Genomic DNA, 11,666 nt, shown 5'->3' on the forward strand with positions numbered 1-11,666 from the left:
AGGGTTGGTCTACAGCGGCCAGAACCAGCGCAGCCAGTTGCGCTGCGGGGCGGGTGCGCCGTGGTGGTGGGAGGCGGCGGGAACCTCGTTCGTGCTGACCGGCTCGGCACTCGCCGACCCGAACACCACGTCGGAGCAGGAGTAGAAGGCCTCGGCGCTGTCGGGAAGCTCGCGCTGCCAGACCACGTAGATGAGGTGGCGGCCGGTCTTGTTGGGCAGGTTCACCTTGAGCTGGAAGCCGCCCGGGCCGCCGGGTGGGTTACGCAGGTAGGCGAACGGCTTGTCCTCCAGGGCGGCCCAGGTCAGCGGCTTGGTGGCGTCGTAGCCGTCCTTGGTCACGTACAGCTCGAACCAGGACGGGATGTGGCCCGCGCTGATCGCGTAGGTGAAGGTGTGCGCACCGCCGCCTGCGGGCAGCCGGGTGGCGGGCCAATCCGCGCGGGGCAGGTCAAGGCCCTTGAACTTGTCGCGGCCCGCACTGCACAGTTTCCCGTCGGGAATGATCTCCTTGTGGCGGCCGTTGGCGTCGCCGATATTGACCTCGTGCCAGTCGTAGAACGGCGCGGTGGTGCCGCTGGCCGCGATCGCGGCCTTGCACGCCGCCGACTTGGGGTATTCCGGATTCTCCTTGTAGCAGTTGTAGATCCGGCTGACCGGATTGCCCATCGAGCCGTGGGCATGCGCCGGAGCGGCGCCCAGCAGGGCGGAGAACGCCAAGAACGCGCTGGTGACCGCGATCGTCCTCGTGATCACGTGAACCTCCGGATGCAGGGGTGCCGGGCGGCGGCCTGAACTCCACGGCCCCGGTGGTTGCATCCGAGAGTAAACGGTTGCGGCTCGGTAACGAACCTCCTCAAGTAGGTTCACATTCCTCAACTTGACGACTAAAGCGCCCCGGACCGCGAGGTGAGAGTTACAGATTCGCCAAATCGATTTCGGTGAGTTCCATCATATTCCGATTTCCTCGGCGCACCCCGGAAAGGGGTTTTCGGGATTGTGAAATAACGCCTGGTCGTTCGTACAATCCGCCCGGAATGCATAGGGGCATCCACGATTCTGGGGGACATATGGACATGGGCGCTCGCGCGCTGAGACCGCGCGCGGTAGCAGGCCGCTTCACGGTGATTCTGCTGGTGATCATGTCGATGGTGCTGGCGACTCTCGGCGAGGCCGTCGAGAACACCGCGGTGCGCACCGTCGCCGAGGTCGGCCAGACCGATCGCGAGAAGGCGGTGGAGCTGCTCAGGACGGGCGGCTCGGCCACCCAGCGGGCCGCGGAGGCCGCGCTGCTCGGCTCGGACGAACAGGTCCGTGACTTCCTGGCCAACGGTGCCCCGGTGGCGCTGGCCCACGACGACCGGATCAGGACCGGCCAGATCATGGCGGTGGCGGGCCGCAACGTGCGCGAGGCCGCGGCCGCCGCGCTGGGCGGGACGCCCGCCGACGTCAAGCGGTTCCTGGCCGAGGGCTGGCAGGAGCCGCACCGCCGCGACCAACGGATCCAGGTCGGGCAGATCATGTCCACCAACGGCTCCGCCACCCAGGCCGCGGGCAACACCGCACTCAACGGCACCCCCGATGACGTGCTGAAGTTCCTCGTCTCCGGTCAGTACGAGCCCGCGGTCCGCGACCGGCGCAAGCAGGTCGGCGTGATCATGGCCGTCGGCGGGCCCGAGGTGAACAAGGCCGCGCAGATCGCGCTCGACGGCGGCGACGAGGACGTCAAGGAGTTCCTGGACAGCGGCCAGCACGCGGCGCGGGCCAGGGACAACGAGCAGGCGAGCATCACCGAGTTGGTGAACCTCGCCAAGGCCGCGGGTGCCGAGGCCGCGCGGGAGACCGAGGCCGCCAAGGAGGCCTCCGCCCGTGCGGTGGCCGCCGCCGAGCAGGCCAAGCAGGCCGCGTTGAAGGCGACCGAGGAAGCCGCCGCGGCCAAGGACGATGCGGCGAAGGCCGCCAGCGCGGCCGGTCGGGCGGCAGACTTCGCCAACCGCGCGGCCCGCGCGGCGCAGGAAGCCATCTCCGCCGCCAACGCCGCGAACCGGGCGGCCAAGGTCGCCTCCGACGCGGCCATGCGCGCCGCTTCCGCGGCTTCCGCCGCGGCGCAGGCGGCATCCACCGCGCGCAACGCGGCGGCCGCGGCCGCTGGCGACGCCGGTCAGGCCCAGGCGGCGAGGGAAGCAGCGCAGCGGGCCCGTGATGTCGCAGCGGGTGCGCAGAAAGCCGCCGACGCCGCGAACGCGGCGGGCAACGCGGCCACCGAGGCGGGCAACGCCGCCCGCGCCGCGGCCAGTGCGGGCGCGAACGCCGACCGGGCGGCATCGGCCGCCGAGGACGCGGCCAACCAGTCCGGGGTCGCGGGCGCCGAGGCCGACCGCGCCCGACGGGCCGCGGCCGACGCGCATCGCTTCGCCGGTCAGGCCAACCGCGCCGCGAACGCCGCGGAGTCGCTGGCCCGCCAGTCCGCGCAAGCGGCGCGGGATGCCCGCGATGCGGCGCTGAGTGCGGCGCAGCACGCGCTGAACGCGGCGCAGGCCGCCGACGAGGCCGCCGCCCACGCCGGTCAGGCGGAGACGGCGGCCCGCGAGTCGGAGAAGCACGCGCAGGCCGCGCTGCAAGCGGCGGAGACCGCCACCAAGGCCGCCGAACTGGCCGCCACCATCGAGAACAACGCCCGCGAGGCCGACAAGAACCGCCTGCAGCAGTTGCAGGACGAGGGCATCGCGGCGGCGGAGAAGGTCAAGGCCGAGCAGGACAACAAGGCTGCCTTCGAGGCGGGCGAGGCCGCCCGCCTCGACGAGGAGACCCGGCAGCTTTTGGAGCGGGCCACCGCGCCTGGCGCCGACACCGCCACCGTGGTCTCCAACGGCCGTCAGGCCGCGCTGCGGTTGCGCAGGGAGGGCGGCTCGTGGAGCCGCGCGGCCGCCGAGCAGGCGCTCGCGGGCGACACCGAGGAGATGCTGTCCTGGCTGGACTTCCGCCGTGAGCGCGCCGCGCAGGCCGACGACCAGACCAGGGCGCTCTACATCGCGCAGTCCACCACCAACGAGCGGAAGAAGGCCGCCGCGATGGCGGTCTACCTCGGCGACGGCGACGGCGTGTCGGAGTTCGTCCGCACCCAGAACTACGACGGCAAGATCACCGATGACCGCAAGCTCGTCGGCGAGATCATGGCGGGCGGCGGTCCGGCCACCCAGCGCGCGGGCCAGAAGGCGCTGGAGGGCACGCCGGAGGACGTGGTCCGGTTCCTGGCGGAGGGCCAGTACACCGCGGCCAACCAGGACGACCGGATCCGGATCGGCCAGATCATGGAGGCAGGCGGCCCCGAGGTGAAGGCCGCCGGTCAGATCGCGCTCGCGGGCCCGCCGTCCTACGCGCGGGACTTCGTGCAGACCGGGCAGCACAAGGCCGCGCAGCGGGACGCGCTGACCGCGTCGCACGTCGCGCAGGTCCGCCGCCTGGTGGCGGAGGCGGCCAGGATCGCCGCGACCGCGCGGGAGAACGCCGCCGAGGCGTCCCGGGTGGCCGCGGTGGCCCGCAAGGCCGCCGACGAGGCCGCGGTGTGGGCGCAGAAGGCACGGGACTGGGCCAACGAGGCGGCCGAGTACGCCAAGCAGGCCAAGGCCTCCGCCGACGCCGCGCAGGAGTCGGCGAACAGGGCGGCCGAATCGGCTCGCACCGCGCGGGCCGCGGCCAACCAGGCACAGGCCGCGGCGGACGCGGCCTCGGTGTCGGCGTCCCGGGCGGCGAACTCGGCAGCGCAGGCCAGGGCGTCGGCGGCGGACGCGGCGCAGTCCGCGAAGGCCGCCCGCGATTCAGCCACCCAGGCGGGCAAGGACGCCGCGCTCGCCCAGCAGGCCGCCGACGAGGCCTACGACATCTCGATGGTCAAGAAGCAGGCCGAGGAGCAGGAGGCACACCGCGGCACGCTGAACCAGGCGGAGTGGGACGAGCTCAAGGCCATGTGCCAGGGCGACATCGCCTGCATCGACAAGTACAAGGCCGCGATGGTCGATGCCAACAAGAGCCTGTTGGACTTCCTCAAGGAGGAAGGCGTCGAGTTCATCCTCGACTTCATCGGCTACAACGACGCCGTCAAATGCTTCAGCCAGGGCGACGTCGAGGCCTGCATCTGGACCGTCGTCAACGCCCTGACCCTGGTCAACCCGTTCGCGTTGATCGGCAAGGGTGCCAAGCTGGTCTCGGCCATCGGCAAGATCGCGGGCAAGGCAGGCAAGTTCCTGCGTCGCTCCGAGGAGGCCAAGAACGAGCTCAAGGCGGGCCGCGAGGCCATGGAGCGGGCCAACTCCAAGGCCTGCCGGATCGTGCCCGGCCGAAGTTTCACCGCCGCCACCCGGGTGCTGATGGCCGACGGCAGCCGCAAGGCGATCAAGGACGTGGTGGTCGGCGATCAGGTGCTCGCCACCGAACCGGAGTCCGGTGCCACCGGCCCGCGTCCGGTGGAGGCGGTCATCGTCGGCAAGGGCACCCGGCAGCTGGTCACGGTCACTGTGGACGGCGGGGACAGCGTCGAGGCCACCGGCAACCACCCGTTCTGGAGCCCGGACCGCCGCCGCTGGGTGGAGGCCTGGGATCTGCGTGACGGGGAGCACGTGCAGACGCCGTCGGGCAGGCTGGTGACCGTCACCGAGGCGCGGCAGCACGCCGAGGAGACCAAGGTCTACAACCTCAGCGTGGCAGGCGTGCACACGTTCTACGTGCTGGCGGGCAATGTCCCGGTGCTGGTGCACAACGACAGCAAGACCACCCGCCAGGAGTTCACGATCGCGGGTGACTACCACGGGCGCGTCGACCGGTTCAAATACCGCGGCGGGCAATACTTCGAGGTGCACGTGTACCACAAGGGCGTCGAGGTCGGGATCTACGGCAGCAACGGGTGGATCGGCAAGCACGGCCACTCCGCCGATATGAAACTCGACGACGTGGTGGAGAACCGGATGAAGGGTGTGGCCATCGGCGAGATGCGGGCCGCGGAGCGGCTGCCCTCGGACGCCGACGTCAAGGGCGACGCGTGGCGGCGTCCGCACGTGGACAAGCCGTGCGGCGGATGAGGTACGTCAAGGTCGATCCGGTCGACGAGGGCTGGGGCGGTTGGTCGCTGGACCCCGAGGAGTACCTGCGGGTGCTGCCGGGGCTCGCGGCCGACCTGCCCCCGGGCGCCCGCGCGTTCGCCGAGGACGCCGAGCACTACAACTTCTTCGGCCTGCGCTGCGTCAAGGACCTCAAGGTCGGCCGGATCTCCCTGACCGACGGCAACGACCGGCTGTCGTTGGAGATGGTGTTCGCGCCCAACCGGTTCAAGCACGACGATGAGCTGGTCATCGCCTACACCGACGTGGTCGAGTTCGCCGTCGAAGTGTCGGCGGCGGCCCGCGACAAGCACATCTATCCCGAGACGCGGCGGCTGGGGGACTTCCAGCTGGACGAGATCCTGCCGCACGAGAAGGGGTGCAGCCACGAGATCGCGTTCACCGGCGGCGCGATCCGTGTCGTGGCCGCCGACCTGCACGCGCACTGGCGGACACCCGAGCAGTGAGGTGAGTGGCCCCCGGTCCGCCGGGGGCCACCCATGCTCGCTAGCGCCGGGTGACGCGCAGCGTGAACCCTTCCGGCTTCATGGTGAGCAGCTCCTGAATGCGCAGCCGGTAGTTCGGGTCGGGACGCAAGTCGTAGCGCTGCAACACCTTTCCGAGCACCAGCACCGCTTCGTGCAGTGCGAACTGGCGACCGATGCAGGCCCGTGGGCCGGACCCGAAGGGCTTGTACACATGGCCGGGGCGGGCCCTGACCTGCTCCGGGGCGAAGCGGTCCGGGTCGAAGCGCTCCGGGTCCTCGCCCCACACGGGGTCGCGGTGCACCATCGGGAGCAGCACGACCATGCCCTGGCCCTTGCGCAACGGATAGCGGTCGCCGAGCACCGTGTCCTCGCGGGCCTCCCGACCGAAGGCGGGGGCGGTCGGCCACAGCCGCAGGCCCTCGTCCAGCACGCGGCGCACGTAGCGGAGCTTGGCGATCTGCCCGAACTCCGGTTCACCGACGCCCCAGACCTCGTCCACCTCCTGCTGCGCCCTGCGCATCACCTCGGGATTGTCGGCCAGGTAGTACAGCGCGAAGGACAGCGCGCCGGAGGTGGTCTCGTGGCCCGCGATCAGGAACGTGATCACCTGGTTGCGGACGTTGACCTCGTCCAGCCTGTTGCCGTCCGCGGCTCCGGTCGCCAGCATCAGGCCAAGCAGGTCCTGGTGTTCGGCGCCGCTGCTGCGGCGGGAGCGAATCACCTCGTCCACGATGCCGGTCATCAGGTCGATGTCGCCGTGGTAGCGGCGGTCGGAGGGGCGGGTGAGGAAGTCGGGCAGCATCACCCTGCGCTGCGACTCGCGCAGCGCACCGAACATGGCTTGCACGAACGGGTGCGGCCGGGTACGGCGGAAGGAGTCGAAGGAGTAGCCGAAGCCGGTGCGGCCGATGGTCTCCAGCGTCACCCTCGTCATGTCGTTGGAGACGTCCACAGTGGACGCCGTATCCCACAGCCGGGTCAGCTCGCCAGCGACGTCGAGCATCGTGTCGTGGTAGGCGCGCATGGCGGCCTGGGTGAAGGCGGGTTGCAGGATCTCGTGCGCACGGCCCCAGTTGGGTTCCTCGTTGTAGGCGGTGAACAGGCCGTCGCCGCCGATGTTGCGCAGCGAGAGGATCGCGGGCGAAACCCATTTGCGGAACCGGTTCTCGTCCATGAGCTCGCCGACGAGGTCGGCCCCGGAGACGAAGACGATGTCGCGGTCGAAGAACTTCCGGCTGTAGATCGGGCCGAGCATCCGGGCGAACTTCATGTTGTCCTGGACCGGGTTTGTGAACCTCGCACCGATCAGATCGCCGATCCCCGGAATCCGCCACCGCGGATGAGGAATGGTCGCCCGGGTCATGGTCGCCGTCATTGCCGCCCCCTTGTTATTGAACCGGCTTTCAATACGAGCTTCCGGACTTGCTGAACCGGTGTCAAGTAAACTGCGAGAAGTGACCAGGCGGCGATTGGATCCTGCGCAGCGGCGTGAGCAGTTGCTGAGCATCGGTGCGGAGTTGTTCGCCGAACGGCCCTACGACGAGGTGTGGATCGAAGAGGTCGCCGACCGCGCGGGCGTCTCCCGCGGCCTGCTGTACCACTACTTCCCCACCAAGCGGGACTTCTTCGCCGCCATCGTGGAGGCCGAGTCCGACCAGTTGCTGCGGCTGACCGACCCGCGGCCCGACCTGCCCACCCCCGAGCGGCTGGCCGCGGGGCTGGAGGTCTACCTGGACTACGCGATCTCCCACGAGCACGGCTACCGCGCCATGCACCGCGGCGGTGCCTCCGTCGACCAGGGTATCCAGCGGCTCGTGCAGAACGGCGTGGACGCGCAGATCCAGCACATCGTGATCGCGTTGAAGCACGAGGGCTTGGAGGGCCCCGTGCTGGAGGTTGCGGTGCGCGGCTGGGTGGCGTTCCTCATCGCGACCTGCCTGGACTGGCTGGACCGGCGGCCGATCACGCGGCAGGAGCTGATGACGCTGTGGACCACCTCCCTGCTGCGGCTCATCGGCTACTGACCTCGCATGTGAGGATGCAGACGTGAGCAGGGTGACGGTGCGGCGCAGGGTGCTGCGAATCTCCGGCGGGCAGCGCGTAACCAGGGAGGACCGGCTGGCGGGCGAGGAGCCGCTGGAGATCCGGGTGAACGGCGCGCCGCTGACGGTCACCATGCGCACGCCCGGCAGCGATGTGGAGTTGGCGCACGGCTTCCTGCTCACCGAGGGCGTGATCGGCTCCCGGGAGGACGTCGCCATCGCCCGCTACTGCGAGGGCACCGACGACGCGGGACGCCAGACCTACAACGTGCTCGACGTCGAACTCGCCGCAGGCGTGCCCGCCCCCGACGTCTCGCTGGCGCGCAACTTCTACACCACGTCCTCCTGCGGCGTCTGCGGCAAGGCCGCGCTGGACGCCGTGCGGCTCAAGACCCGCTTCTCCCCCGCCGCCGACCCCGCCGTCGTCGACGTCGCGGTGCTCAGCGGGCTGCCCGATCGGCTGCGGTCGGCGCAGCGGGTGTTCGAGGCCACCGGCGGCTTGCACGCGGCAGGCCTGTTCACCTGCGACGGGGAGCCGCTCGCGGTCCGTGAGGACGTCGGCAGGCACAACGCGGTGGACAAGCTGCTGGGCTGGGCGCTGCAAGCGGGCCGGGTGCCCGCAGCGGCCACGGTGCTGATGGTGTCCGGGCGCATCTCCTTCGAACTGGTGCAGAAGGCGGCGATGGCGGGCGTACCCGTCCTGGCCGCGGTGTCCGCGCCGTCCTCGCTGGCGGTGGAACTCGGCGAGGAGCAGGGCATGACCCTGGTGGGATTCCTCCGCGGCGAGGAGATGAACGTCTACACCGGAGAGCGGCGCATTGGCTGAACCATTGCACGGCATTGTCGTGGTGAGTCTCGAACACGCGGTTGCGGTGCCCTATGCGAGCAGACTGCTGGCCGATCTCGGCGCACGGGTGATCAAGATCGAGCGACGCGGCGGCGGCGATTTCGCCCGCCATTACGACTCCGCCTGTGGGGATGTCTCGTCGTATTTCGCGTGGACCAACGTGGGCAAGGAATCCGTCACCCTCGATATCAAGCATCCGGACGGGATAGCGGTGCTGCGAAGGCTGGTGGGCCGCGCCGATGTGGTCTTGTGCAACCTTTCTCCCACCGCGGCCCGTCGGTTGGGTATGGACGCCGACACCCTGCGGGCAGCAGACCCGTCGCTGATCGTGGCCGAGCTGTCCGGGTACGGCGGCGATGGGCCGTACCAGACGCGGAAGGCCTACGACGCCCTGGTGCAATCGGAGGCCGGGCTGATCGACCTGACGGGCGATGGCGAGGTGACGGCGCGGACCGGGATCTCCGTCGCCGACATCGCGGGCGGCGTGCAACTGCATGCCGCGGTGCTGGCCGCGCTGCTCCAGCGCGGGCGGACCGGGGAGGGCTCCACTCTGCGGCTGTCCCTGCTGGAGGCGCTGGCCGAGTGGATGCACCAGCCACTGCTGTACGCACTCGGCACCGGGAGCGTGGCGCCGCGTACCGGGGCGCACCACGCCAGCATCGCGCCGTACGGGCCGTTCCGTTGCGGCGACGGCGGCACCGTGCACCTGGCGGTGCAGAACGATGGACAGTGGCGGCGTTTGTGCACGGCGGTGCTCGGCAAGCCCGGCCTGGCCGACGACGAGCGGCTCCGAACGGTGGAGCTGCGGGTGCGGCACCGGGAGGTGCTGCATGCCGAGCTTCAGTCGGTGTTCGATGGGCTGACCGCCGACGGCCTGCTGTCCGCATTGGACGCCGCCGATGTGCCCGCGGCGCGCACCCGGGATGTGCTGGGCCTCGCCGAGCACCCTCAGTTGGCCGCCCGCTCCCGGTGGGACACGATCGGCGCGCCGTCCGGAACGGTGCGGATGCTGCGGCCCCCAGTGGATTCCAGTTCCTGGGAATGGCGGCCGCGTGACGTGCCCGACATCGGCGAGCACACCGAAGGGGTGCTGACCTGGGCCGGGTACTCCATAGAGGAGATCAGGAGACTCAGGGCCGATGAGGTGGTTTAAAGAATCACTCGTTTGAAACCTTTTTGCGCTGGCAGACGTTTGGGGTTTCAGATACAACTCTTTGTAAGCAAGCGGGGGCTGCTACTCACTCGTTCGTCGTAATACACGCGAACGCTGAGTCACGCAGGAGGCAGGGGATGGACGTGGGGGCTGTGCGGCGCAGATTCAGCAGGCGCACGATGCTGCTGGCCACCGCCGCGGGCGTGACCACCGCGGCGGGGACCGCGGTGGCGCTGCAACCGGAGAGCGCGCCGTGGCTGCTCCGGCATGTGCTGGGCACCACAGGGGCGGGCGCCACCCGTCGCACCGTGACCAAGACCGAGCGGGTCCGCTCCAGGGCGCGCGGCGGCAGGCCGGTGGAGATGGTGTCCATCCTGCCCGCGGGCGTGCCCACCAAGGACCTGCCGATCTGCCTGCTGCTGCACGGCCGCAACGGCCGCGCCCGGCACGCCGCGATCGGCGGCCTGCCCGAGGCGCTGTCCGGCATGGTCGCCCGCCAGGCCATCCGGCCCTTCGGCTTCGTCGCGCTCGACGGCGGCGGCAACAACTACTGGCACCGCCACGACACCGACGACCCGATGGGCATGCTGCTCGACGACGTGCCCGCCTGGCTGGCCGAACGCCGCCTCGGTGGCGCCGAGCACCGCCCGTTCGCCATCGCCGGAGTGTCCATGGGCGGCTTCGGCGCCCTGCTCTACGCCCGGCGCTGCGCCGAGCGCCGCGTGCCGCTGAACGCGGTCGCCGCCATCTCCCCCGCGCTGATCACCTCGTGGCCGGAGATGCGCAAGCGCAACGCCTTCCGCGACCAGGCCACCTGGGCCGAACTGGACCCGCTGCGCAACATCCGCGCGCTCGGCGACACCCCCGTCGGCCTCTGGTGCGGCACCGAGGACCGCTTCGTCGACGGCGTCCGCCGCTTCGCCCAGGCCGCCCGCCCGGAAGTCGTCTCGCTGGGCCCCGGCGGCCACAACGACGGCTACTACCGCAAGGCCGTCCCCGAGGTCCTCCGCTTCCTCAGCAAGCACCTCACCCCGTAGCCCCTTCCGGCGCGAGGCGCTGGGTCAGGTCGATGACCTCCCAGACGATCGGTGGGGCGCCGCCCTCGTCCATGGTCTTGACCGACTTCTCGGTATGGCGGTAGCGGACGGTGACCGTGTAGAGGAAGCGGTCGCAGCATTGCTGGGCGGGCAGGTATTCGGGCTTGAGGCGCCGGAAGTCCGGCGAGTCGACCCTGGCGAACAGTTCGGCCGCGGCGGGCTCGGGGCTGGTTCTGGGCACGGTGTAGGTCTCGTGGACGCCCGCGTAGCCGCCGGTCTTGACCAGGGTGACGCTGCGGGCCTCGTTGGACGCGGCGCTCGCTCCGGAGGCGGCCAGCAACAACGTCAACAACGCGACTGCGATGGTGCGCACGGTGATCACTCCCGTTCGGGCTGGGGTTACACCGTTACTACGCTTTCGCCGCCCCGGCGGGAAGTAACTCCAGGCTGCCGCGCCTACCGTGCACCCAATCGAGCACCGGCGGCCACGGCCCGAAGCCCGCGCCCGTGTTGAGGTGGCCGCCGCCGGGGATCACGTCGAGGTCGGTGTCCAGCCGCCCGGCCATCTCCTTGGCCTCGACGTCGGTGCAGTAGCGGTCGCCCTCCCCCGCCACCAGCCGCAGGGCGCCCGCGGCGCGGCGGCGAGCCTGCTCGAAGGGCACCGGGGTGAAACCCGTCCACTCCACCGGGATGAACCGCGTCGCGGGCGGCACCACCAGCAGTGCGCGGTCGGCCTGCCGCGCGTACGGGCGGGACAGGTGGTGCAGCCACAGGTGGCAGCCAAGCGAATGCGCCACCACCACCAACTCGGCGCCGGGCGGGACCAACGCCAGCCGCCTGCGCAGCACCTCCAGCCAGGGCTCCAGGCGCGGGTTGTAGCAGTCGGGCAGCGTCGGGTACTCGATGCTCACCCCGTCGGCGCGCAGCCGATCGGCCAGCCAGGTCTGCCAGTGGCCGGGACCGGAGGCGGTGTAGCCGTGCAGCAGCAGGACGTGGAGGTTGGACACCC

General features: G+C 70.6%; 10 protein-coding genes. 6 read left to right on the top strand and 4 right to left on the bottom strand.

The genetic code is table 11. The features are described 5' to 3' along the window. Positions 1-9: 9 nt before the first annotated feature. Entirely contained in the window at positions 10-753 is a 744-nt protein-coding gene (locus ACU6XJ_RS04075) for a lytic polysaccharide monooxygenase auxiliary activity family 9 protein (protein ID WP_476306973.1), read from the bottom strand. A 320-nt stretch (positions 754-1,073) separates the two neighbouring features. On the opposite strand from ACU6XJ_RS04075, the gene ACU6XJ_RS04080 reads away from it, so the two are divergent. Continuing rightward, complete coding sequence (locus tag ACU6XJ_RS04080; RefSeq protein WP_476306974.1) at positions 1,074-5,072, top strand: polymorphic toxin-type HINT domain-containing protein; 3,999 nt, start codon at positions 1,074-1,076, stop codon at positions 5,070-5,072. Continuing rightward, positions 5,069-5,557, top strand: a complete 489-nt coding sequence (locus ACU6XJ_RS04085) for a hypothetical protein (protein ID WP_476306975.1) — start codon at positions 5,069-5,071, stop codon at positions 5,555-5,557. Before ACU6XJ_RS04080 ends, ACU6XJ_RS04085 begins: the two co-directional genes overlap by 4 nt. A gap of 40 nt (positions 5,558-5,597) precedes the next feature. Here the strand turns inward: ACU6XJ_RS04085 and ACU6XJ_RS04090 are convergent, their stop codons facing one another. Beyond that, on the bottom strand, positions 5,598-6,953 hold the full coding sequence (locus tag ACU6XJ_RS04090) for a cytochrome P450 (RefSeq protein WP_476306977.1): 1,356 nt from the start codon (positions 6,951-6,953) through the stop codon (positions 5,598-5,600). Between the two features lie 79 nt (positions 6,954-7,032). Here ACU6XJ_RS04090 and ACU6XJ_RS04095 point away from each other — a divergent pair, with 79 nt between their 5' ends. The 4 genes from ACU6XJ_RS04095 to ACU6XJ_RS04110 all read left to right on the top strand — a co-directional run bounded on the left by ACU6XJ_RS04095 (position 7,033) and on the right by ACU6XJ_RS04110 (position 10,657). Continuing rightward, positions 7,033-7,602: a TetR/AcrR family transcriptional regulator gene (locus ACU6XJ_RS04095; protein WP_476306978.1), complete on the top strand. Its 570-nt coding sequence runs from the start codon at positions 7,033-7,035 to the stop codon at positions 7,600-7,602. 22 nt (positions 7,603-7,624) lie between these two features. Then, positions 7,625-8,446 (top strand): formate dehydrogenase accessory sulfurtransferase FdhD, encoded by an 822-nt coding sequence (gene fdhD, locus ACU6XJ_RS04100; RefSeq protein WP_476306979.1) that lies wholly within the window; start codon positions 7,625-7,627, stop codon positions 8,444-8,446. Positions 8,447-8,450: 4 nt separating this feature from the next. Next, positions 8,451-9,620 carry a CaiB/BaiF CoA transferase family protein gene (locus ACU6XJ_RS04105; RefSeq protein WP_476313801.1) on the top strand — a complete coding sequence of 390 codons (1,170 nt, stop codon included), beginning with the start codon at positions 8,451-8,453 and terminating at the stop codon, positions 9,618-9,620. Positions 9,621-9,757: 137 nt separating this feature from the next. Then, positions 9,758-10,657, top strand: a complete 900-nt coding sequence (locus tag ACU6XJ_RS04110; protein WP_476306980.1) for an alpha/beta hydrolase — start codon at positions 9,758-9,760, stop codon at positions 10,655-10,657. Here the strand turns inward: ACU6XJ_RS04110 and ACU6XJ_RS04115 are convergent. Together ACU6XJ_RS04115 and ACU6XJ_RS04120 are read right to left on the bottom strand one after the other, a co-directional pair. Then, positions 10,647-11,030 carry a protealysin inhibitor emfourin gene (locus tag ACU6XJ_RS04115; protein ID WP_476306981.1) on the bottom strand — a complete coding sequence of 128 codons (384 nt, stop codon included), beginning with the start codon at positions 11,028-11,030 and terminating at the stop codon, positions 10,647-10,649. The two genes, ACU6XJ_RS04110 and ACU6XJ_RS04115, sit on opposite strands and share 11 nt — an antisense overlap. Before the next feature lie 37 nt (positions 11,031-11,067). Beyond that, positions 11,068-11,664: an RBBP9/YdeN family alpha/beta hydrolase gene (locus tag ACU6XJ_RS04120; protein ID WP_476306982.1), complete on the bottom strand. Its 597-nt coding sequence runs from the start codon at positions 11,662-11,664 to the stop codon at positions 11,068-11,070. Positions 11,665-11,666 lie beyond the last annotated feature (2 nt).

This window comes from Actinorectispora metalli, assembly GCF_056323685.1.